Raw genomic sequence first — 23260 nt, 5'->3', positions numbered from 1 at the left:
GCCGGCCGGCATCGCGATGCCATCGACGAGGTGCCGCAGCGGACCGCTGTGGTGTCTCGCCCGCACGTACCGAGGACGCAGATGTCTCACCTTCGCGCACCGGCAGCACGCGCAGACCGCCGGGAGAGCGGGCGGCACGGCAGGTCCGGGAGCCGCGCCGCGCCACCGTTGCCCGAGGCGCGCATACGGCCCCAGCTCCTGCGCATCGCCGTGCTGCCCGCCGTCGCGGTCGGCCTGTGCGGCAGCGCGGCCGTGCTCTATCTGATCCGGGAGTCCGAGGCCCGGCCCCGGCCGCCCCTGCTCGCCGTGCTCGGCGCCGCCGTGGTGCTCGCGCTCGCCAGCGTCGTGATCGCCGCGGTGGCCGCCGAGCGGGCCGCGCGGTCCGTGCGCGACCGCGTCGGCGCGCTCCGCCGTGCCTCCGTACGCGGCCAGGCCGACCTGCGCGAACTCGTCGAGCAACTGCGCCGGGGCGACGCACCGACCACCCCCGGGCAGCCGCCCGCGCGGCCCGTGGGCGCGGGGGACGAGTTCGGCCCGCTCGCCGAGGAGCTGTCCCGCGCGCACGACGGCGCCGTCACCGCCGTCGTGCAGGCGGCACAGCTCTCCAGCCAGGCGGGCAGCGAGCAGAAGGTCGAGGTCTTCGTCAATCTCGCCCGACGGCTCCAGTCCCTCGTGCACCGCGAGATCTCGCTCCTCGACGACCTGGAGAACACCGTCGAGGACCCCGAACTCCTCAAGGGCCTCTTCCACATCGACCATCTGGCCACCCGCATCCGGCGGCACGCGGAGAACCTGGCCGTGCTCGGCGGCGCCATGTCCCGGCGCCAGTGGAGCAGGCCGGTGACCATGACGGAGGTGCTGCGGTCCTCGATCGCCGAGGTCGAGCAGTACTCCCGGGTGAAGCTGGTGCCGCCGATCGACGGCACCCTGCGCGGTCACGCCGTCGCCGACGTCATCCACCTGCTCGCCGAACTCGTCGAGAACGCCACCGTGTTCTCCGCCCCGCACACCCAAGTCCTGCTGCGCGCCAACCTCGTGACCGCCGGGCTCGCCGTCGAGGTCGAGGACCGCGGCCTCGGCATGCCGCTCGCCGAGCAGGCCCGGATGAACCAACTCCTGGCCGACCCCGACCAGGTCAACGTCGCCAGCCTGCTCCAGGACGGGCGCATCGGGCTCTTCGTGGTCGCCGCGCTCGCCCGCAGGCACGGCATCGCGGTACGCCTCCAGACCAACATCTACGGCGGCGTGCAGGCCGTCCTGATCGTGCCGCAGGGCCTCCTCGGCGCCGAGCAGGACGACGGGCCGACGGCTGCCCTGGGTGGCGCGGGCGCCGGTGCGGTCGGCGCGGGCACGGGTGCCGTGGGTGCGGGCGGCGGCGCCGGCGGTCTCGTGCCGGGGCCCCGGCAGGCCTCCTCCTCCGACTACGCGGGCTCGACCCCGGCCCGCGCCACCGCCAAGCCCTCCGCACCGGCCCCGACCGCCGCCGGGGACCCGGCGTCGACCACCCCCCAGCCCCACCATCCCGCCCAGCCCCGCCACTCCGCCCAGCACCCCACCCCGCACGCACACGCCCAGCCGCACTCACCCTCGTACCAAGAACCCCACACCCTCCCGGAACCCCACACCCTCCCGGATTCCCACACCCCCCAGGAATCCCTCGCCCCCCACCACTCCCACGACCCCCTCGGCCTCCACGAGACCGGCACGCTCCAGGAACCCGGCGTGCACGCACCCCAGACACCTCCGACGCCCCACACCCCGCGGCACGGGCACCCGGGCACCGCGGGCCCCGCCGGACCCGGCACCACCACCGAGCCCGCCCCGCTGCCCGTCCGGGGCCCCCGCGGCGACCGGCCCACCCCCGCCGAGGCCGTACCGGGCATCCGCCCCGAGGACCGGCAGAGCGCCATCGAGCACACCGCGACGCCGCCGCTGCCCCGCAACGGTGCGGTCCGCGGCCGGGTCGGCAGACCGCAGTTGCCCAAGCGCCGCGCCCAGGAACACCTGGCACCCCAGTTGCGCGACGCCAGGGCCCCGCGCACGGACGACGAGCACGTCGGCCACGACCCCGGCCTGATGGCCGCCTTCCAGCGCGGCATCGGCCTCGCCCAGGCCGCCGAGGCCCGCGACGTGTCCCCAGGCGGCGCGGCCGGGGCGCACCCCGGACCGGGACCCACCGCGACCGCCGACCGAGGCGACCGAGCAGGCCGTGCCGACCAGGGCGGCTGACCGCGGCGACCGCGCCGGGCGCGGCGAGAGCGGCGGGCCCGCCGGAGGCACGAGCCGCGCCGGTCGCCCCGGATGTGCCCGCCGCGCCGATCAGGGTGACCGACCGCACCACCCCCGCCCCGTCTGCCCCGGCAGACCTCGAGAACTTCGAGAACCCCCGTACCCCAAGGAGTCGATCCACCATGGCGAGCGATGCGCCGACCGGCCAGGTATCCGATCTCGACTGGCTGATGAGCGGCCTCGTGCAGCGGGTGCCGCACACCCACAGCGCCGTCCTGCTCTCCTGCGACGGACTGGTGAAGTCGGTCCACGGCCTCGACCCGGACAGCGCCGACCACATGGCGGCGCTGGCCTCGGGGCTCTACTCGCTGGGGCGCAGCGCGGGCGTCCGCTTCGGGGACGGCGGGGACGTGCGGCAGGTGGTCGTGGAGCTGGACTCCACGCTGCTCTTCGTGTCCACGGCGGGCTCGGGCACCTGTCTGGCGGTGCTCGCGGGACGGGACGCGGACGCGGCGGTGCTCGGGTACGAGATGGCCATGCTCGTGAAGAGCGTGCGCCCCTATCTGGTCACAGCGCCGCGGCAGCCCGCTGTCGAGCCCGCGTCGATGAGGCACTGAGCGTGGGGGCCCCGCACGACGGGCCATGGCTCGACGATGCCGCGGGGCGGCTCATCCGCCCCTACACGGTCAGTGGCGGGCGCACCAGACCGACGGCGCAGCTCGACCTGCTGTCCCAGGTGCGCACGACCGGCACCGTCCCGTCCGGCTATCTGGGCCCCGAGCACGCCCTCGCGCTCGGCCTGTGCGAGGCACCCACGTCGGTCGCGGAGATCGCCGCCCAGCTCAAGCTGCCGGCTGTGGTCACCAAGGTGATCCTGTCCGACCTCGTCGACTGCGGGGCGATCACCACGAGAGCCCCGGACTTCTACCACAACCCAACTGACCGGTCCCTGTTGGAGGCAGTGCTCGATGGACTACGACGACAGCTCTGACGCCTTCCCGACCGCGCTGAAGATCTTGGTCGCGGGCGGGTTCGGGGTCGGCAAGACGACCTTCGTGGGCGCGGTCAGTGAGATCGCGCCCTTGAGTACCGAGGAGTTGCTCACGACGGTCAGCGAGGGCACCGACGACCTGGCGGGCGTGGAGCACAAGACCACGACGACCGTCGCCATGGACTTCGGACGGATCACCCTCGACCCGGAGCATGTGCTCTATCTGTTCGGCACCCCCGGCCAGGAGCGGTTCTGGTTCATGTGGGACGAGCTGTCCGAGGGGGCGCTCGGCGCGGTCGTCCTCGCCGACACCCGGCGCCTGGAGGACTGCTTCGCCGCCGTGGACTTCTTCGAGCAGCGCGGCATGGGCTTCATCGTCGCCATCAACGAGTTCGACGGCGCCCACCGCTACGAGCCCGAGGAGGTGCGCGCCGCCATCGACCTCGACCCGCAGGTTCCGGTCGTCCGCTGCGACGCCCGCATCTCCAGCTCCGGCATCCAGACGCTCCTCACCCTCGTCCGCCACCTGCTCGCCCACGCACCCGCCGCGCCCACCTTCGGAGCCCGCACGACATGACCCCTGGAGCACGCCGATGACATACGAAGCGACCGGTCGGCTGCTGCTGACCCCGGTCGACAAGGAGGCGCCGACGCGGGTGCGGCGGCTGCGTGAACTGGGCCTGGGGGAGCGGTCCGAGCCCGGCCTCGACGCGTTCGCGGACCGGCTCGCGCGGGTCATGGACGCGCCCTACGCGATGGTCAACTTCATCCACGAGGAACAGCAGTTCTTCGCCGGGCTGCACCTGCCCGATGCCGCCGAGCCGCCCCCCGAGGCGACCGAGCCCCCGGCCGGAGCCGTCGGGCGCCACATGGGCCGCGAGCGCGGCTACTGCCCGCACGTCGTGGTGCGCGGCCGGGCGCTCGTCCTCGAAGACGTGGGCGACTACCCGCGGTTCGCGGGCAATCCCGTCGTCGACGAGATCGGCATCCGGTCCTACCTGGGCGCGCCGCTCGCCGACCGCTCGGGCCTCGTCCTCGGCACCGTGTGCGTCGCGGACGTGCGACCGCGGCCGTGGGGGCGCGCCGGGCTCGACACGATCAAGGCCATGGCGGCCGAGCTGGCCGCACGCATCCAGCGGCGCGAGGACGACGGGCACGACGGGGACACGGCCGCCCCCCTGTGACCGCCCGGCGCCCGCCGCGATCGCGCCTCGGAGCACGCGTCCACGGCACACGCGTTCCTCAGAGCACCAGCTCCTCGCCGTCGGGGAACGTGATCCGCACCGTGTCGCCGCGCACGACGCAGCCGATCGCCTCCTTCAGGGCCCACGGCCGTACGTCGTCCCGGGAGAGGACGACCAGGGTGACATGGACGCTCGCGCCGCCCGGGTGGGCGCGGGCCATCAGGTACGGCGTGGCCGAGTGGGGCCCGTAGGCGTTGGCCTCCACTTCCCGCACCACGCCCGCCGCACCCTCGGAGCCCTCCGGGCCGTCGAGGCCCGCCGCACCCTCGGAGCCCGCCCCGGCGCCCCACCCGTGCAGCCCCACCACCGCACTCGTCAGCCCCGCCTCCGTACGGGCGAGCGCCCACCCCGGCCCCCGCTCGACGCGCGGCGGCGTCCCGTCCGCCACCGCGTACCCGCCCTCGCGCACCGCCGCGCCCCCGGGTGCCCGCACCCGGTGCGCGCGGATCTCCCACGGGCCGTACAGGGCGCTGGTGGTGAGGATCGGGTACGTGTCCTCGGTGCCCGGGAAGCAGGCGTCGTGGCGGGACGAGGCGACGCGGCCCGCGCAGGCCAGCGGGTGGATGCGGCGGCGGCGCGAGGCGGTGCCGTCCGGGGCGAGCAGCGCGAGGTGGCCGTCCACGGCGCGCTCCCACGCGCGCGGGGCGGTCTCCGGGGCCGTCGCCGTGGAGTAGCCGAACTTGGCGTAGTGCGGGTCGTCCGTCGCCGGTCCCTCGGAGTCCTCGACGGGGTTGTGGTCGCTGCCGTGGTTGACCAGCCGGACGATGCCGTCGTGGCGGGTGCCGTGCAGCAGCCAGCCGGGCCGTGGCAGCGCCGTGTACTGGTCGGACTCCTCGACGGGCAGCGGGAGTTCACGGTCGGTCCACACCGGGTGGTCGGCGGGCAGGAGCAGGCCGAGGAAGCCCTTGCTCGCCCAGTACGGTGACGCCGGTCCCGAGTAGGCCTGCGTGGACGGCAGATGGGTGCCGTACCAGCCGAGCGGAAGCAGGCCCCGCTCGTCCGGGACGCCGCGCTCCACGAAGTGCCGGGCCGTGCCGGAGGCGAGGCGGCGGGTCAGGCCGGGCGCGAGCGGCGAGCAGTCGGTGAGGGCGCCCATCCGCACGGGCGCGGTCGCGGCGAAGCGGTACGTGAGGGAGCGGCCCTGGTGCACGGGCGCGCCGTCGGCGCCGAAGAAGTGCGGGTAGGTGGCGAGGAACCGGGCGAGGCGCTCGCGGTACACCGCGCCGCGGCCGCCGTCGTGGTCCGGTCCCGCCATCCGCGCCCACAGCAGCGGGTACAGGTGCATCGCCCAGCCGACGTAGTAGTCGAAGTTGCGGCCGTCGCCGTCGCTGTACCAGCCGTCGCCGCGGTACCAGTCCTCGACGCGGTCCAGGCCGCCGTCGATGTCGGCCTGCCGGTGCGGGGCGCCCACGGAGGCGAGGAACTGCTCGGCCACGACCTGGAACAGCCGCCAGTTGTTGTCCCAGGTGCGGGCGCCGACGAAGCCCGAGAGCCAGTCGACGACGCGCTCCCGCACCCCCGTGTCGAGCCGGTCCCAGAGCCACGGCCGGGTCTCGTGCAGGCCGATGGCGATGGACGCTGCCTCCACCATCTGCTGGGAGCAGTCGGTGAGTTCGGGCCAGGCCTCGCCGCTCCCCGCCCCGCCGTCGCGGTCCGTGCCCGCCGTCAGACCCGCCGCGTAGCGCTCCACGAGCGCGGGGTCCACGTCGCCGCCCGCTCCGGCGATCCGGAAGGCGGCGAGCAGGAAGGACCGCGCGAAACCCTCGAGCCCGTCCGACACCACCCCCGACCAACTGCCGCGCCCCGGCAGGCGGTACTGCGCGAACCGCGGCGTGGCGTACGGCACCAGCGCCTGGAGCTGCCGGTCGGCGAGCGCCTCCCAGTGCGCGCGGGTCCAGCCGGTGAGGGGAGAGCGGACGCGGTCGGCGGGCGGGAGCGCGAGGTGGGGCGGAGTCATGGCGGGGGTCCTCGGGGTCGGAGTGCGATACGCCGTGGACAGTAAGCGTGTACTGCGGCGAGGCTGTACGCCAGAGGCTGTGGGGGAGGAAGTGCAAGGAGGTGAAGGTGAATGGCGCATTGCTCAGCCAGTAAGCGTTTTCTGTATGTCGCTTCCACGCGACGCCCACCTCGCACCGCCTCGCGCACGGCGCCTACGTCGCGCCCTCTTCCGCACGGCATCCACCTCGCGCCCCCTCCCGTACGGCATCCACGCAGCCACGCCCCCCCGAAAGGCACCCCATGACCGACCTCCGACTCGGCGTCCTCGGCTACGGCCTGCGCGGCTCCCTCGCCCGCACCGCGCACCGGCCCGGCGCGGGCTCCCGCGTCACCGCGCTCGCCGACCACGACCCCGCCGCCCGCACCGCCGCCGCCCTCGCCTTCCCCGGCGCCCGGACCGCCGCCGACCACCGCGAGGTCACCGAGGCCCCCGACGTCGACGCCCTGGTGATCCTCACCCCCGACCACACCCACGCCGAGCTGACCTGTGAGGCGCTGCGCGCGGGCAAGCCCGTGTTCGTGGAGAAGCCCCTCGCCATCGACGTCGAGGGGTGCGACGCGATCCTGCGCGCCGCGTACGAGAGCGGCACCCGGCTGTACGTCGGGCACAACATGCGCCACATGCCGGTGGTCCGGCTGATGCGGGACATCGTCGCGCGCGGCGAGATCGGCACGGTCAAGACGGTCTGGGTGCGCCACTTCGTGGGCTACGGCGGCGACTGGTACTTCAAGGACTGGCACGCCGAACGGCGGTACACCACGGGCCTGTTGCTCCAGAAGGCCGCCCACGACATCGACGTACTGCACTGGCTCGCGGGCGGCTACACGCAGCGGGTGCAGGCGCTCGGCGACCTCATGGTCTACGGCGACAACCCGCACCGCCGCGCCCCGGGCGAGCCCAAGGCCGACGACTGGTACACCGAGGACGGCCACTGGCCGCCGGACACCCAGCGCGCCCTCAACCCCGTGATCGACGTCGAGGACGTGTCGCTGGTCAACATGCGTCTGGACAACGGGGTCCTCGCCGCCTACCAGCAGTGCCACTTCACGCCCGACTACTGGCGCAACTACACGGTCATCGGTGACGCGGGCCGCCTGGAGAACTTCGGCGACGGCCCCGGCGGCGTGGTGAAGGTGTGGAACAGCGGGCGTTCGGCGCACCGGGAGCGGGGCGACGCGGAGTATCCGGTGCCGGACGCCGAGAACGCCGAGGACACAGCGGGGCACGGCGGCGCGGATCCGCTGCTCGTCGACGAGTTCGTGCGGTTCGCGCGGGACGGCGGCGTCACCGACACCTCGCCGGTGGCCGCGCGGATGGCCGTCGCGGCGGGGGTGCGGGCCACCGAGTCGCTGCGGGACGGCGGTGCGCCGCGCGCGGTGCCGGAGCTCGACCCGGAGCTGGTCGCGTACTTCGATCGGGGGCAGTCGCGCTAGCCCGTCCGGGCCCGGGAACGCGCGGTCCGCCTGGGGTCTGAAGGAAAGCTGCGGCCGCGCTTAAGAAATCCTCGATGGACCCGCGCGGCGAGGTACGGAAGATTGCTGTGCGTCGGTGTGCGACCGGTGCGGGTCACCGGTACGGGATGTACAGGAGCTGTACGGGCCGCCGGCACCCCCCAGACGCACGACAGGAGCCGACGCGTGAAAGCGCTGGTCAAGGAGAAGGCAGAGCCGGGTCTCCGGCTGATGGACGTCCCCGAGCCGCAGGTGGGCCCGGGCGACGTCCTGATCAAGGTGTTGCGCACCGGGATCTGCGGCACCGATCTGCACATCCGGGCCTGGGACGGCTGGGCACAGCAGGCCATCGAGGCGCCGCTGGTCGTCGGCCACGAGTTCGTCGGGGAGGTCGTCGACACTGGCAGGGACGTCGCCGACATCAAGGCCGGGGACCTGGTCAGCGGCGAGGGCCACCTGGTGTGCGGCAAGTGCCGCAACTGTCTGGCCGGGCGCCGCCACCTGTGCCGTGCGACGGTCGGCCTCGGCGTCGGGCGCGACGGGGCGTTCGCGGAGTACGTGGCGCTGCCCGCCTCCAATGTGTGGGTGCACCGGGTGCAGGTCGACCTCGACGTCGCGGCGATCTTCGACCCGTTCGGCAACGCCGTGCACACGGCGCTGTCCTTCCCGCTGGTCGGCGAGGACGTACTGATCACCGGTGCGGGGCCGATCGGCCTGATGGCCGCCGCCGTCGCCCGGCACGCGGGCGCCCGCCACGTCGTCATCACCGACGTCAGCGAGGAGCGCCTGCAGCTCGCCCGCAAGACCGGCGTCAGCCTCGCCCTCAACGTCGCCGAGTCGACGATCGCCGACGGCCAGCGCGAACTCGGCCTGCGCGAGGGCTTCGACGTCGGCCTGGAGATGTCCGGCAACCCGCGCGCGATGCGCGACATGGTCGCCAACATGACCCACGGCGGCAAGATCGCCATGCTCGGCCTGCCCGCCGAGGAGTTCGCCGTCGACTGGTCGCGGATCGTCACCTCGATGATCACCATCAAGGGCATCTACGGCCGCGAGATGTTCGAGACCTGGTACGCCATGTCGGTGCTGCTCGAAGGCGGCCTCGACCTCGCGCCCGTGATCACCGGACGCTACGGGTACCGGGACTTCCAGGAGGCCTTCGACGACGCGGCGAGCGGCCGCGGCGGCAAGGTCATCCTCGACTGGACCGTCTGAGCCCGGCCGGACCGGCTCGCACCCCGGCCGGACCCTTGAGCCCCGGCTCCGCCTACCCTCCGCACTCCCGAAGGACGACTCCCTGATGTTCGACTCCGTACGCGACGCCCTCGCCGCCGACCTCGAAGAGATCCGCGCCGCCGGACTGCACAAGCCCGAGCGCGTCATCGGCACCCCCCAGTCCGCGACGGTCTCCGTCACCGCGGGGGGCCGCCCCGGCGACGTACTGAACTTCTGCGCCAACAACTACCTCGGCCTCGCCGACCACCCCGAGGTCATCGCCGCCGCTCATGAGGCGCTCGACCGCTGGGGCTACGGCATGGCGTCCGTCCGCTTCATCTGCGGCACCCAGGAAGTGCACAAGGAGCTGGAGGCGCGGCTCTCCTCCTTCCTCGGCCAGGAGGACACGATCCTCTACTCCTCCTGCTTCGACGCCAACGGCGGCGTCTTCGAGACCCTCCTCGGGGCCGAGGACGCGGTGATCTCCGACGCCCTCAACCACGCCTCCATCATCGACGGCATCCGGCTCTCCAAGGCCCGCCGCTTCCGGTACGCCAACCGCGACATGGCCGACCTGGAGAAGCAGCTCAAGGAGGCCACCGAGGGCGGCGCCCGGCGCAAGCTCGTCGTCACCGACGGCGTCTTCTCCATGGACGGGTACGTCGCGCCGCTCGCCGAGATCTGCGACCTCGCCGAGCGCTACGACGCCATGGTCATGGTCGACGACTCGCACGCCGTCGGCTTCGTCGGCCCCGGCGGGCGGGGCACGCCCGAGCTGCACGGCGTCATGGACCGCGTCGACATCATCACCGGCACGCTCGGCAAGGCGCTCGGCGGTGCGTCCGGCGGCTATGTCGCCGCGCGCGCCGAGATCGTCGCCCTGCTGCGCCAGCGCTCGCGTCCCTACCTCTTCTCCAACACCCTCGCCCCGGTGATCGCGGCCGCCTCCCTCAAGGTGCTCGACCTCCTTGAGTCCGCCGGTGACCTGCGGGAACGGCTTGCCGCCAACACCGCGCTCTTCCGCTCGCGGATGACCGAGGCCGGGTTCGACATCCTGCCCGGCGACCACGCCATCGCACCCGTCATGATCGGGGACGCCGCCGTGGCCGGGCGCATGGCCGAGCTGCTCCTGGAGCGCGGCGTGTACGTCATCGGCTTCTCCTACCCCGTCGTGCCGCAGGGGCAGGCCCGTATCCGGGTGCAGCTGTCCGCGGCGCACTCCACGGAGGACGTGAACCGGGCCGTGGACGCGTTTGTCGCGGCGCGGGCTGAGCTGGCCTAGCTCCTCGTGGGGCGCCCCCGATCGGCGCTCCGCGCCTCGTCCTCAATGGCCGGACGGGCTCTCTCCCACCCACCCGCCCACACTGGACTGCCTGGACCCACTCCGGCGGCATCTGAGCCCGTCCGGTGCCGGGGCCGCGGCCCCGGTCTGGGGCGGGTGGGCGGGTGGGAGAATGGGCGCATGATCGAAGCGCGTCGGCTGCACATCCTCCGCGCGGTGGCCGACCACCGCACCGTCACCGCAGCGGCCGCCGCCCTCTACCTCACCCCGTCCGCCGTGTCGCAGCAGCTCACCGCCCTGGAGCAGGAGACGGGCCACCGCCTGGTGGAGCGCTCGGCGCGGGGCGTCCGGCTGACGTCGGCGGGCGAGATCCTGCTGGCGCACACGAACGCCGTGCTGGCTCAGCTGGAGCGCGCCGAGGCCGAGCTGGCCGCGTACGACGCGGGCAGCGCGGGCACGGTGACGCTCGCGTCGTTCGCCACCGGCATCGGACTCGTCGTCGCCCCCGCCCTCACCCGCCTCGCGGAGACCGCCCCCGGCATCCGCGTCCGCGTCCAGGACGCCGAGGGCGACGCCAGCCTGCCGATGGTCCTCGACCGGCAGGTGGACGTCGCGGTGGCCGTGGAGTACCGGGGTGCGCCCGGGGCGGACGACTCGCGGCTGACGCGGGTGCCGCTGTACGCGGAGCCGTTCGACGCGGTCCTGCCCGTGGGGCACTGGGCCGCGGACAGCGAGCGGGTGCCGCTCGCCGAGCTGGCGAAGGACCCGTGGATCGGCCCGTTCCCGGGCAACCCCTGCCACGACGTGGTGGTCCTGGCCTGCGAACAGGCCGGGTTCCAGCCGGTCCTGGAGCACACGTCGGACGACTTCCGGGCCGTCGTCGCGCTGGCCTCGGCGGGCGCCGGGGTCGCCCTCGTACCGAGGTCCGCGCTGCGCGGGATGGACATGGCCGGGGCCGTGGTCCGGCCGGTGGACGGGATCACGCCCACGCGGCGGGTGTTCGCGGCCGTGCGGCGCGGCGCGGAGACGCATCCGCTGATCGCCCCGGTGCTCGGCGCCCTGGGGGACGCCGCGGAGTAGCCCCCGGCGGCCCCCTCCTCGCCCGGCACCCCGCCGCGCCACCGGAATTCCGCGTTCGGAACTTCGCAACGACGTATTGACCCTGTGGTCGGCGAGTCATTAGCGTGGCGGACACCGTGTCAGAAAGCGCTTTCTGAAACGTGTGGAGCGCAGGGTGTGCGTGCCGTGCGCGAGGCGCGTGAGGTGCTTTCGCGAGGCGGTTCCGGCAGCAACTCGAGGTAGCCCTGACGACTTTCGCCGACGTTCCGGGGAGTCCACCGTGAGTCAGCGCGTCCTGTCCCGTACTGCCCCGAAGGAAGCGGTGGGTGTCGCCGAGCGCACCCGGCCCGGCCCGCGCCGCCGCGCCCTCGACGCGGCCGAGAAGACCTGGCGGCCGCTCGTCCTGCTGCTCGTGTGCTTCGGCGCCTGGTGGGTGATCGCCGCCGCCGGCTGGGTCGAGTCGTATCTCCTGCCCACCCCCGGCGCCACCCTCGACGTGATCGTCGACAAGCCCGGCTATCTGTGGGAGCACGGCTGGGTCACCACGTACGAGACCCTGCTCGGCTTCCTCATCGCCGTCGGCGTGGGCATCCTCAGCGCCGTGGTGATGGTGTACTCGTCGACCGTCGAGAAGACCCTGTACCCGATCCTGCTCTTCGCCCAGGTCGTGCCGAAGATCGCCATCGCGCCGCTGTTCGTCGTCTGGCTCGGCTTCGGCATCGGCCCGAAGGTCCTGATCGCCGTCCTCATCGCGTTCTTCCCCGTGGTGATCTCGATGGTGACGGGGCTGAAGGCGGTGGACCCGGAGATGCTCCAGCTCTCCGCCACCATGGGCGCCCGGCCCTGGCAGACCTTCCTGAAGATCCGCTTCCCGGCCTCGCTGCCGCATCTGTTCGCCGGTCTGAAGGTCGCCGTCACGCTGGCCGTGACCGGCGCCGTCGTCGGCGAGTTCGTCGGCGCGAACGAAGGCCTCGGTTACGTCATCCTGCAGGCCAACGGCAACCTCGACACCCCGATGCTGTTCGCCGGGCTGCTCGTGATGTCGCTCATCGGCGTCGTCCTCTTCGTCCTCGTGGAGATCGCCGAGAAGCTGCTCCTGCCCTGGCACGCGTCCCGCCGCGACACCGCCGCCACCATCACGCTCTGACGCGAGAAGGGCCGACCCCATGCACGCGACGCGCAGAAACCGACTCCGCACCGGCCTCCTCCCGCTGCTCCTGGTCTCCGTCACCGCGACGGCCTGCGGCGGGGACGACAAGACCACCGTCAGCGACTCCGGCGAGAAGCTGGACAGGGTGACGCTCACCCTCAACTGGTATCCGTACGGCGAGCACGCGCCGTTCTACTACGGCAAGCAGCGCAAGATCTTCGAGAAGCACGGCATCGACCTGGAGATACGCGCCGGACAGGGCTCCCAGAAGACCGTGCAGGCGACGGGCACGGGCCGCACCGACTTCGGCTGGGCCGACACCCCGGCCGTCCTCGCGGGCGTCGACCAGGGCGTCAAGGTCAAGAGCCTCGGCGTCTACCTCCAGACCACACCCGCGTCCGTGCAGTCCTTCGCCGCCGAGGGCATCGACGCGCCCGCCGACCTCAGGGGCAGGACCGTCGCGGGCACCGCGGGCGACGCGCTCACCAAGACCTTCCCGATCTTCCTGCGGAAGAACGGCATGGACCTCGACGACGTCCAGGTCCAGAACACCGACCCGGCGGGCAAGATCGCCGCGGTGATCTCGGGCCGGACCGACGCACTCCTCGGCTACGCCAGCGACCAGGGCCCGATCATGCGGGACAAGGCCAAGAAGGACGTCTCCTACCTGCGCTTCTCCGAGCACGGCCTGAACTTCTACTCCAACGGCCTGATCGCGGGGACCAAGACCCTGCGGCGCGGCGGCGACCTCGCCCGGCGCATGTCCGCGGCGGTCAGCGAGTCCTGGGCCGCCGCCGAGAAGTCCCCGAAGCCCGCCGTCGCCGCGATGGAGGGCGCGTCCGAGCAACTGCCGCCGCGCGAGGTCCTGTCGGGGCAGTTCAAGACCACGCTGACGCTCCTCCACACGGACGCAACGCGGGGCAAGGCGCCCGGCGCCAACACCGAGGCCGACTGGAAGCGGACGATCGACGTCTTCGCGGAGGCGGGCATGGTCAAGAGCCCGAAGCCGGTCGCCGAGTACTGGGACGCGGCCAACGGGGTCGAGGGATGACGCGGCCAACGGGATCCGGGGACAGCGGGGGCAGGGGATGACGACCGTGAACGACACGGCACTGAACAAGTCCGACGCGGCGCCCGGCCGGACCGCCACCGCGGCTGCCGTCCGCCTGGACGGCGTCTCCGTCCGCTTCCGCACGAAGAGGAAGGACGTCACCGCGCTCACCGACGTCTCCCTCGACGTGCCGCGCGGCGAGTTCGTCGCCATCGTCGGCCCTTCCGGGTGCGGCAAGTCCACGCTCCTCAAGCTGGTCGCCGGGCTGCTCGCGCCGTCGGCGGGCGCGACGCTGCTCGGCGGCGAGCCGGTGCGCGGACCGCGCCGCGACATCGGCTACGTCTTCCAGCGCGCCGCCCTCCTCGACTGGCGCTCGGCCCGCCGCAACATCCTGCTCCAGGCGGAGATGCGCGGACTCCCCGCGCCCGCGGCCCGCGCCCGGGCCGACGAACTGATCCGCATGACCGGCCTCGACGGCTTCGAGGACGCCTTCCCGCACGAGCTGTCGGGCGGCATGCAACAGCGCGTCGCCCTGTGCCGCGCCCTCCTGCACGAGCCGCCCGTCCTCCTCATGGACGAGCCCTTCGGCGCCCTCGACGCCCTCACCCGCGAGCAGATGAACGTCGAGCTGCACCGCATCTGGCGCGAGACCGGCACGACGGTCCTCCTGGTCACCCACTCCATCCCCGAAGCCGTCTACCTGGCCGACCGCGTCGTGGTGATGAGCCCGCGCCCGGGCACGATCACTGAACTCATCGACGTCCGCCTGCCCAGGGAACGGGAGTACGCGGCCACCCTCGCCACGTCCGAGTTCCGCACGGCGACGGGGCGGATCCGGGAGCTGCTGGGGGCGGCGGGGGCGCACGACTGAGGAGGGTGCGCCCAGCGCCGCCGTCGTCAGTAGCGCAGCGCCGCCAGGTAGCGGTAGCTGCCGCGTGCCGTGGCGAACGGGTCCGTGGGGCTGTCGTGCTCGACCAGCCACTGCCACACCCCGCCCCTGCGCGCGTGGTCGAACATCGCCGCGAAGTCCAGCGTCCCCGACCCCACGTCGGCGAAGCCCCCGTCCGCGGCCATGTCCTTCACGTGCAGGGCCGGGAACCGCCCGGGGTGCCGCACGAAGCAACTCCCGGGATCGGCGCCGCCCTTGACGGCCCAGTACACGTCCAGTTCGAAGCCGACCAGGTCCGGGTCGGTCTCCGTGAGGAGGACGTCGTACAGGTTCACGCCGTCGACCACGACGTGGTCCGAGCCGTGGTTGTGGAAGAGCAGGCGGCCGAGGCCCGCGTCGCGTGCCGCCCGCCCGATCCGGTTGAACTCCCGTGCCGCTTCCCGGAATCCGGCGGGGGAGTGCAGCGCGCCCGGCAGGCTCGGCACGACGGGCCAGGCGGCGCCGAGGGTGTGCAGGTCCGCGAGGGCCTGGTGGAGGCCGGGGCCGCGCAGGACGTCGTACGCGACGTGTTCGAGGACCGCGTCCAGGCGGGCGGCGTCCAGCATCCGCCGGATCGCGGCGGCCGAGTGGCCGTGACGGCCGCTGACGCCGACCGTCGCGTAACCGATGGCGGCGAGCCGCTCCAGCGTGCCCGGGAAGTCCTGCGCGAGGGCGGTGCGCATGGTGTAGAGGTGCATGCCGATGCCGTCGCGCGGGATGCGACGGCACGGCCCGCCCGCGGCCCACGCCGGGGCACCCGTCGCCAGACCCGCCGCGAGCCCGAGCGACGTACCGAGAAAGGCCCGTCTGGTCGCGTTCATCGCTGTCCTCCCTTCGCGGGTGGCCGCACGGTGATCCGGACCGAGCCGGTCGTCGTGTCGCCCTTGTCGTCCGTCACCGTCAGCCGCGCCGTGTACGCGCCCGCGCGCGGGTAGGCGTGTTCCGCGGTCGGCCCTTCCGGAGTGCCCGGCTTGGAGTTGTCCCCGAAGTCCCAGTGGTACGAGGCGACTTCGCGCCCTGCGGGCAGCTGCGGCTCGCCGGTGAGGCGGACGGTGAGCGGCGGTGCTCCGCTGTCCGGGGCGGCTGTGACCGTCACCCGGGCATGCGGGCTCTTCTCCACGCCGGGGCCGTTGAAGTGCAGCCAGTCCACGGTGAACAGGTCCGGCTTGTCCTCGGCCCACTGTGGGTTGGTGAACACGGCGTACAGCTTCGTCGTGCCGTCGTGGCGGGCGAGCTGCGTGGTGGGGGAGACGAAGTTGCTGTAGCCGCCGGTGTTCGGCACCGTCACCTTGCCCAGGAGCCTGCCCGTCGGCGAGCCTGCCCGGAACTCGATGTCGCCGCCGAGCCCGCCGGAGGCCGCGCCGACCGTCACCGAGTCCACGCCCTTCAGATGCACCGGGTCGAAGGCGACCCAGTCGCCGTCCTCGATCTCGATGAGCCGCTTCCCGCCGGACGCGTCGGGACGGCTGCCCGTGTCCGCGCCGCCGTGCGCGCCCCCGGTGGCCGTGCGGTGTTCGGCCTCCCGCAGCGAGGTCCGCAGGGTCAGCGAGTCGGAGCCGGTGAGGGCGGGCACGCCGGGCGCGCCCTTGTCCGTGTACTGGGCGGTGATGCCGTAGTACAGGTTCTGGCCGGGGCCGTGGCTGTCCCCGGCGTCCGTGACGATCTCGCCCTTGCAGCCGGTGTAGTTGTCCAGCGGGTGCAGATGCGAGTCGTGGCCGAGCTGGGACTGCACGACGACCTTGGAGCAGTCGATCTTCCGGTCCTCGGGGTCGGTGACCTTCACCGTGAACGGAACGGTGTCGCCGAAGCTGAACATGCCGCCGTCCGGCGACTGTTGGACCGTGACCGTCGGCCGGGTGTTGCCGACGGTGACCTCCCGCACGGCGAGTGCGGTCAGCTCGCCCGGCCCCGTGACCTTCAGGCGCGCGGTGAACCGGCCCTTCTTCGTGTACGTGTGGGTCGGGTTCGCCGCCGTGGAGTCGGTGCTGCCGTCGCCGTCGAAGTCCCACGCGTAAGTGACCGGTTTGCCGTCGGGCAGACCCGAACCCGCGCTGGAGAACGCGACTTCGAGCGGTGACCTCCCGTTGTCGGGCGTGGCGCTCATACGGGCGTCGGGCAGCCGCTTGTCCGCCACATAGTCGATGCGGTAGATGCCCGCGCCCTCGTTGCTGCCGCCGCGGCCCGTGCCGCTGCCGAGCCCGAAGTCGATCACGTACATCGCGCCGTCCGGACCGAAGTCGGCGTCGAAGGGCTGGTTCCACTTCATGTCCGGGAAGATCCCGTTGATCGAGTGCGGCTCACCCGCCTTGGCGGGCGGGAACCGCGGATCGGTGAACTCCTGGTCCTTCTCCTGGATCGAGAACGCCTTGAACCACTGCCGGGTCAGCTCGTACGTGAACCACTTGCCCTCGAAGTACTCCGGGAACTTCGTCCGGTACGGGTTGTCGGCGTCGTAGTCGTAGACCGGGCCGCTCATCGGGCCGCCGCCCCCGGTGCCCAGCTCCGGGAAGCGCTCGGAGGCGGAGTAGGCGTACCAGACGTCGGCGGCCCGCGCGGGCGGCAGGTCCCGCAGGCCCGTGTTGTTCGGCGAGTCGTTGACGAGCTTGCCGCAGTCGAACTTCGCGCCGGGCTTCTGGGCCGCGAAGTCGTAGTCGTTGAAGGGGGTGTTGTCGCCGACGCAGTACGGCCAGCCGTAGTTCCCGGCCTTGGTGATCCGGTTGAACTCGACCGTTCCCTCGGGGCCGCGGTCGGGCACGGCCTGCCGCGCGTCCGGGCCGTAGTCGGCGACGAGGAGCGCGCCGCTCACCGGGTCCGTGGTGATCCGGAACGGGTTGCGCAGGCCCATCGCGTAGACCTCGGGACGCGTCTTGGCCGTGCCGGGTGCGAACAGATTGCCGTCCGGCACCGCGTACGTCCCGTCGTCCTTCGGCGTGATCCGCAGGACCTTGCCGCGCAGGTCGTCGGTGTTGCCCGAGGTGCCCTGCGCGTCCCAGGCGCGGCGCCCCTCGCGCTCGTCGACCGGCGTGAAGCCGTCCGACGCGAACGGGTCGGTGTTGTCGCCCGTCGCGACGTACAGCTCGCCCTTCTTGTCGAAGGCGATCGAGCCCGCCATGTGGGAGTTGGCCCGCCCCTCGCCGCGCAGCGTCGGAATCGTCAGGAGCCGCTTCTCCGAGGCCGGGTCGACCTTGCCGCCCGCCTCCGTGAACCGCGACAGGTTGAGGCGTTTCTCGGTCTTGTCCGAGTGCAGCAGATACAGCCAGTGATTGGTGCCGAAGTCAGGGTCGAGGGCGAGGCCGAGCAGACCGTCGGACTGGCTCGTCATCTCCGGCGTGTACGCGAAGTCGAGCGCCGTCGTGACCTTCAGCGTCTCCTGGTCGATCACCTTCAGCTTGCCGGTGCGCTGGGCGAAGAACACCCGCCGGTCCGGGGCGACCGCCAGCTCGAAGGGGTCGGCGAGATCCTCGGTGACCAGCGGCGTCCGCTGGAACGCGCCCGTCTTCGTGGCCGTGCAGTCACCCGCCTTCGCCCCGGCCGCCCACTCGATGCCGCCCAGCAGATGCTTGAGGAACGCCTGCTCCGAGAACGCCGCGGACGCGTGGCCCCCGGCCGTGTACCAGGAGCGGCCGCCGTCGTAGTTCTGGCACCACGACCACGGGTGGTCCACGCCCTCGTCGAGCCCCTCGACCCCGTCACGCACCTTGATCTGCGCGAGCGTGTGCACCTTCCCGGTGGGATTGGCGCGCCAGTTGTACCACTCCTCCTCGCGCTCCCACAGCTGCGGCAGCCCCTTCGTGGACGGGTGCGCATGGTCCAGGACCTTGACCCGGCCCTTCTGCACCGGCGGATGCTTGTCGAAGATCGCCCCGACGAGCCCCTCGTACCAGCCCCAGTCCCGCTCGCTCGCCGACGCCGCGTGCAGCCCCACCCAGCCGCCGCCCCCGCGCACGAACTTCTGCAGGGCCGCGCGCTGAGCGGCGTCCAGCAGGTCGCCCTTCTCCGGCGTCGAGTTGGTGTTGTTGAAGACGATCGCCTGGAACCGGCCGAGGTTGGCGTCCGTGAAGGCCGCCGCGTCGTCGGTCGCCTCCACCTCGAAGCCGTTCTCGGCGCCCAGCTTCTTGACGGCCTCGATGCCCGCCGGGATGGACTCGTGCGGGTAGTTGGTGACCTTGGAGAAGACCAGGACCCGGAAGACGGCGGCGGCCTCCGCGCGCGGCGGCGAGGACAGGCCGAGGCCGACGAGGAGGGCGAGCAGGGTGAACAGGGCGAACAGGGTGCGAGGGACGGTGAAGGGTCTGGACACACGGGCACTTCGCGTGGAACTCATGGCGCTCCCTGGGCTTGGACGGCTGCCGGTAGCCGGGTGTGCGGTGAGTCGCTGGTGCGCGGCGGAGTGCGCGGAACGGTGGGCCGATCGCCGTGGAAAGCGCTTACTCCGCAAGGTTGTTCAGCGTAGGTTCCGCATCCCGGGAGGGTCAATGGGTCGGTGGGGCACGGGGTGGCACGGGGGTTGACGTTCCACTGGCGGGGGAGGGTGTGCCGGGAGAGACGAGTCCCACCGCACAGCAGAGGAGTGCTCCGATGCCGGACCACGACCACGCCGACGGGGCGCCGGTCACGTACACCGCGGGGCTGGTGACCGCGCCGGACGGCGTGCCCGTCGCCACGTACACCTGGCTGCCCGCCGGGAGCAGGCCCCGCGCCGTCGTGCAGATCGCGCACGGCGCGGCCGAGCACGGCCTGCGCTACGAACGGTTCGCCCGCCATCTGGTCGCGCACGGGTACGGGGTGGTCGCCTCCGACCACCGCGGCCACGGCGCCACCGCGCGGTCCACCGGAGGCTACGGCGTGACCGACACGGCCGACCCCGACAGCGGCGCCGACGCCTGGCGGGCGATCGTCGACGACCTCAAGGCCATCGGCGACCAGGTGCGCGCCCTGCACCCGGACGTCCCCGTCGTCCTGCTCGGCCACAGCCTGGGCTCCCTGCTCGCCCGGGACTACGCCCAGGAGTATCCGGACACGCTCGCGGGACTGATCCTCTCCGGTACGTTCCGCTCGCTGCCCGGAGCCGAGACCGAGGTCGCCGCCGCGCGGCTCGGCGAGGAGATCGCCAAGGGCGGCCGTGCGGCCCGGTCGTCCTTCCTCGCCGAGCTCTTCGCCTCCTTCAACGACCCCTACCCCCGCCGCACCGGCTTCGAATGGCTCTCCCGCGACGAGTCGGAGGTCGACGCCTACGCGGCCGACGACGCCTGCGGATTCGCCTTCTCGGCGGGCCTCACGCTGGACTGGGTGCACGCCGTCCGCAAGATCAACGACCCCCGGAACCTGGCCCGCGTCCCCGCCGACCTGCCCATCCACATCGCCGTCGGCACGGAGGACCCCTGCAACCAGGGGATGACGCTCGTGTACGAACTCCTCGAGGACTTCCGGTACGCGGGCGTACGGGACCTGACCTGGAAGGGGTACGAGGGCGCGCGGCACGAGATCCTCAACGAGACGAACCGGGACGAGGTGCAGCGGGACCTCACGGGGTGGCTGGACGCGCGGATCCCGTAGGCCCGGGGCCGCCGCCGGTGCCCGCGGCCCGGCCCGGCGGGCGATTGTCAGTCGGCTTGGCTACGGTTCTGGCCATGGTCAACGCCGATGATGTACGCCGTACCGCGCTCGCCCTGCCGGACACGACGGAGAAGCTCGCCTGGAGCATGCCGACGTTCCGCGTCGCCGGGAAGATGTTCGTCACGCTCCCCGAGGAGGAGACGTCCATCGCCGTCCGCTGCCCGAAGCTGGAACGCGACGAGCTGGTGCTCGCCGAACCGGACAAGTTCTGGATCGCGGACCACGAGGCGAGCTTCGCCTGGGTCCGTGTCCGGCTGAAGGCCATCGACCAGGAGGAACTGTCGGACATCCTGGCCGACTCCTGGCGACAGGCGGCGCCGACTCGATTGCTGGACAGCTATCCGGAGTTGGGGGTTCCGGCTGGGGAGTAGAGGGGCTCGGTGTTGGCCCGGGGGACTCGGAGTTGGCCGCCGGGGTCGTGACCTGGGCGGTGTCCGGGCCGCGCGTAAATCCGGCTGAGTGTGGCTCGATCGCGTGGCATGATCCGGCGTCGTGCCGTCGGCGGTCAGCGGTCAGCAGCGCTCAGCGGAGGGGCGGGTCGGGTATGTCAGGGGTGGCGTCGGGGGGTTCGGGGGATTCAGGGGAGTCCGACGGGTTGGGGGAATCGGGGGAATCGGGGGTTCGGGGCGGCCTCAGGGGCCCCGGGCGGTCCGGGGGCGGGCTGTGGTCGCGGGACTTCGGGCTCTTCTTCGTGGCACGGGCCATCGCCAAGCTCGGCGACACGATGCTGCCCGTCGCCCTCGCCGCCGGGATGCTGCAACACGGGTACGGCGCCGGGGCCGTGGGCCTCGCGATGGCCGCGACCGCCGCCTGCTTCGCGAGCCTCGTCATCTTCGGCGGCGTCTTCGCCGACCGGTTCAGCACCCGGCTCCTGATGATCGGCGCCGACGCGGTGCGCCTCGTCACCCAGTCGCTCGCCGCCGTCTTCTTCCTCACCGGCCATGTGGTGCTGTGGGAGATCTGCCTGATCGGCGCGGTCAACGGCGCCGCCGCAGCGGTCTTCCAGCCCGGCGTCGCCAGCACCGTGCCCCGGCTCGCCGCCGACGTGCAGAAGGCCAACGGCGTGATCCGTGTCGCCGAGTCCGGCGCGCAGCTCGCGGGCCCCGCCGTCGCGGGTGTCCTCGTCGGCCTGGCCTCGCCCGCCGCCGTCTTCGCCGCCCACGCCGGTACGTACGCGCTGAGCGCCCTGTGCCTGCTGCTCCTCAGGCTGCCGCCCGCCGTGCCCGGCAGCCATGCGGCGAGCCTCGGCTTCAAGAAGGATCTGGCCGTCGGGTGGCGGGAGTTCCGGGCCAGGACCTGGCTGTGGGGCGTCATCGCCATCTGGTGCGTCCTGATGATCACCGTGACGGGTCCGACGACACCGCTGGTCGCCGTCACCGTCGTCGAGCAGCACGGCTCGGGGGCCTACGGCCTGGTCAACTCCGCCCTCGGCGCGGGCACCGTCATCGGAGGGGTGATCGCCCTGCGGCTCCGGCCCCGGCGGATGCTGCGCGCAGGGGCGTTCGCCCTCGTCGGCTTCGCCGCGTTCCCGGCATCCGTCGGGGCGCAGGCCGGGGTGGGGCTGATGGTGGTGGGGGCCGTGGTCGCGGGGGCGGGGACGTCGTTCTGGGCGGTGATGTGGGCCACCAGTGTGCAGACGCAGGTTCCGCCGGATGTGCTCAATCGCATTCACGCCTACGACGTCGCGGGGTCGTTGGCGATGTTGCCTGTGGGGCAGGCGTTGGCGGGGCCCGCGGCGGCCGTGTTCGGGGCGGAGCGGGTGTTGTTGATGGGCGGGGTGATGGTGCTTGTGGTGTGTGGGGCGTTGTTGGGGGTGCCTGCGATACGGGGGTTGGTGCGGGTGGGGGTGGGGCCTCGCGGGGGCGCCCCGGTCCCGCCCCTTCCCGATCCTGGGGGCGCCGCCCCCAGACCCCCGCTCCTCAAACGCCGGAGGGGCTGAAAATCTCGCCGGTGCAGCCGGCTTCCAGCCCGCCCCGGCCAAGTTCCAGCCCGTCCGGCGTTTGAGGGCGAGGCGCGGAGCGCCGACAGCGGGGGTCCGGGGGCGCAGCCCCCGGTTTCGGGAAGGGGCGGGATTGGGGAGAGCCCCCGGCAGGGCACCCCACCTCAGCCCAAGAACCCCCCGATCCGCCCGCGCAGCGACCCCGCATCCAACCCATGCGCCCGCACATGCTCCTCAACCCGCCCATACCGCCGCAGCTCCCCCCGCCCCACCCCAAGCCCAAGCACCCGATGCGGCACATCCACCAGCGCGTCGTTCGTGGCAGCCGTAGACGTACCGGCAAGGTACGGCTCGACCAGCACGACGTCGGCCACCCCGCCCGACACCGCCCGCCGCAGGGCCGCCCCGTCGAACGGCCGCACCGTCGTCGCGTACAACACCGTCACATCCATCCCCTCCGTAGCGGCGAGCACCTGATCGAGCAGCGGCCCCACAGCGACCACGACCCCACCCCGCCCCTCCCGCACGGTGCGGAACCCCACGCCGTCCACCGCCATCGGCGCGGCGTTGGCCTGCACGGAAAGCCGCACGTACACCTTGTCGTCGCCCGCGGCGACCGCGTGCCGCAGCAGCGTCTCGGCCTCGTCGGGGTGGCCCGGCACATGCACGGTCCAGCCGTCCAGCGTGTCGAGGAGCGCGACATCGCCGGGCGACATGTGGGTGAAGCCGCCCTCCGGCCAGTCGAACGACGCGGCCGCGCTGACCAGGACGCCGCCCATGTCCTGATGGCCGAAGTCCAGCTTGATCTGCTCGAAGGGCCGCTCCACCAGGAAGCTCGCGAAGGTGTGCACGACGGGCCGCAGTCCGGCGAGGGCGAGCCCGGCACCAGCACCCACGAGCAGCTGCTCCCTGATGCCGACATTGATGACCCGGTCAGGATGTGTCCGCATCACGTCCTTGAACGCGTCCTTGCCGATCTCGGCGAGCACGACGGCGACGCGCGGATCCTCGTCGAGCAGTCGCGCCATCACGGGGGCGAAGCGGTCACGCATGGTGTCCATGGGGAGGTTGTCCTTCCGGGGGGAGAGGGGCGAATGAGGTGGAGG

At 72.7% G+C, this 23260-nt stretch carries 19 protein-coding genes; 15 read left to right on the top strand and 4 right to left on the bottom strand.

What is annotated here, in order from left to right:
- The first annotated feature begins 81 nt into the window (after positions 1–81).
- From ACZ6AA_RS24040 to ACZ6AA_RS24020, 5 genes are all read left to right on the top strand, one after another.
- The gene (locus ACZ6AA_RS24040) at positions 82–2229 is read left to right on the top strand and encodes a sensor histidine kinase (protein ID WP_471459876.1); all 2148 of its coding nucleotides are present in this window, start codon (positions 82–84) and stop codon (positions 2227–2229) included.
- Positions 2230–2411: 182 nt separating this feature from the next.
- The gene (locus ACZ6AA_RS24035; RefSeq protein WP_030357202.1) at positions 2412–2846 is read left to right on the top strand and encodes a roadblock/LC7 domain-containing protein; all 435 of its coding nucleotides are present in this window, start codon (positions 2412–2414) and stop codon (positions 2844–2846) included.
- 2 nt (positions 2847–2848) lie between these two features.
- Positions 2849–3220 (top strand): DUF742 domain-containing protein, encoded by a 372-nt coding sequence (locus ACZ6AA_RS24030; RefSeq protein ID WP_030357052.1) that lies wholly within the window; start codon positions 2849–2851, stop codon positions 3218–3220.
- Positions 3198–3797, top strand: a complete 600-nt coding sequence (locus tag ACZ6AA_RS24025) for a GTP-binding protein (protein ID WP_468461922.1) — start codon at positions 3198–3200, stop codon at positions 3795–3797. The genes ACZ6AA_RS24030 and ACZ6AA_RS24025 overlap by 23 nt, the downstream gene beginning before the upstream one ends.
- Before the next feature lie 16 nt (positions 3798–3813).
- Positions 3814–4404 (top strand): GAF domain-containing protein, encoded by a 591-nt coding sequence (locus ACZ6AA_RS24020; RefSeq protein ID WP_468461920.1) that lies wholly within the window; start codon positions 3814–3816, stop codon positions 4402–4404.
- Between the two features lie 58 nt (positions 4405–4462).
- On the opposite strand, the gene ACZ6AA_RS24015 is transcribed toward ACZ6AA_RS24020, so the two are convergent.
- On the bottom strand, positions 4463–6421 hold the full coding sequence (locus ACZ6AA_RS24015; protein WP_471459874.1) for a DUF2264 domain-containing protein: 1959 nt from the start codon (positions 6419–6421) through the stop codon (positions 4463–4465).
- A gap of 281 nt (positions 6422–6702) precedes the next feature.
- Here ACZ6AA_RS24015 and ACZ6AA_RS24010 point away from each other — a divergent pair, with 281 nt between their 5' ends.
- The 7 genes from ACZ6AA_RS24010 (at position 6703) to ACZ6AA_RS23980 (ending at position 14542) form a co-directional block, all read left to right on the top strand.
- Positions 6703–7896: a Gfo/Idh/MocA family protein gene (locus ACZ6AA_RS24010; protein ID WP_468461916.1), complete on the top strand. Its 1194-nt coding sequence runs from the start codon at positions 6703–6705 to the stop codon at positions 7894–7896.
- A gap of 204 nt (positions 7897–8100) precedes the next feature.
- Positions 8101–9129, top strand: a complete 1029-nt coding sequence (tdh, locus tag ACZ6AA_RS24005; RefSeq protein ID WP_468461914.1) for an L-threonine 3-dehydrogenase — start codon at positions 8101–8103, stop codon at positions 9127–9129.
- Between the two features lie 85 nt (positions 9130–9214).
- Positions 9215–10411, top strand: a complete 1197-nt coding sequence (locus ACZ6AA_RS24000; protein ID WP_471459872.1) for a glycine C-acetyltransferase — start codon at positions 9215–9217, stop codon at positions 10409–10411.
- A 180-nt stretch (positions 10412–10591) separates the two neighbouring features.
- A complete protein-coding gene (locus tag ACZ6AA_RS23995; protein ID WP_471459870.1) occupies positions 10592–11491 on the top strand; it encodes a LysR family transcriptional regulator in 900 nt (299 codons plus the stop codon).
- Positions 11492–11750: 259 nt separating this feature from the next.
- The gene (locus tag ACZ6AA_RS23990; protein WP_471459868.1) at positions 11751–12617 is read left to right on the top strand and encodes an ABC transporter permease; all 867 of its coding nucleotides are present in this window, start codon (positions 11751–11753) and stop codon (positions 12615–12617) included.
- Between the two features lie 19 nt (positions 12618–12636).
- Positions 12637–13671, top strand: coding sequence for an ABC transporter substrate-binding protein (locus ACZ6AA_RS23985; protein WP_471459866.1), 1035 nt, complete (start codon positions 12637–12639; stop codon positions 13669–13671).
- 37 nt (positions 13672–13708) lie between these two features.
- On the top strand, positions 13709–14542 hold the full coding sequence (locus ACZ6AA_RS23980; protein WP_471459864.1) for an ABC transporter ATP-binding protein: 834 nt from the start codon (positions 13709–13711) through the stop codon (positions 14540–14542).
- Between the two features lie 26 nt (positions 14543–14568).
- Here the strand turns inward: ACZ6AA_RS23980 and ACZ6AA_RS23975 are convergent, their stop codons facing one another.
- The gene (locus tag ACZ6AA_RS23975) at positions 14569–15420 is read right to left on the bottom strand and encodes a sugar phosphate isomerase/epimerase family protein (RefSeq protein ID WP_471459862.1); all 852 of its coding nucleotides are present in this window, start codon (positions 15418–15420) and stop codon (positions 14569–14571) included.
- Positions 15417–18923 carry a ThuA domain-containing protein gene (locus ACZ6AA_RS23970; protein WP_471459860.1) on the bottom strand — a complete coding sequence of 1169 codons (3507 nt, stop codon included), beginning with the start codon at positions 18921–18923 and terminating at the stop codon, positions 15417–15419. Before ACZ6AA_RS23970 ends, ACZ6AA_RS23975 begins: the two co-directional genes overlap by 4 nt.
- A gap of 254 nt (positions 18924–19177) precedes the next feature.
- On the opposite strand from ACZ6AA_RS23970, the gene ACZ6AA_RS23965 reads away from it, so the two are divergent.
- The 3 genes from ACZ6AA_RS23965 (at position 19178) to ACZ6AA_RS23955 (ending at position 22154) form a co-directional block, all read left to right on the top strand.
- Positions 19178–20155: an alpha/beta fold hydrolase gene (locus tag ACZ6AA_RS23965; protein WP_471459858.1), complete on the top strand. Its 978-nt coding sequence runs from the start codon at positions 19178–19180 to the stop codon at positions 20153–20155.
- Between the two features lie 74 nt (positions 20156–20229).
- Complete coding sequence (locus ACZ6AA_RS23960; protein WP_468461898.1) at positions 20230–20586, top strand: MmcQ/YjbR family DNA-binding protein; 357 nt, start codon at positions 20230–20232, stop codon at positions 20584–20586.
- A gap of 182 nt (positions 20587–20768) precedes the next feature.
- Entirely contained in the window at positions 20769–22154 is a 1386-nt protein-coding gene (locus ACZ6AA_RS23955) for an MFS transporter (protein ID WP_468461945.1), read from the top strand.
- 164 nt (positions 22155–22318) lie between these two features.
- Here the strand turns inward: ACZ6AA_RS23955 and ACZ6AA_RS23950 are convergent, their stop codons facing one another.
- A complete protein-coding gene (locus tag ACZ6AA_RS23950) occupies positions 22319–23215 on the bottom strand; it encodes a transketolase family protein (RefSeq protein ID WP_471459856.1) in 897 nt (298 codons plus the stop codon).
- Positions 23216–23260 lie beyond the last annotated feature (45 nt).

The organism is Streptomyces sp. NPDC040610 (assembly GCF_055594065.1).
The sequence above is the reverse complement of the archived record's forward strand: the minus strand, read 5'-3'. Positions and strand labels throughout refer to the sequence as shown.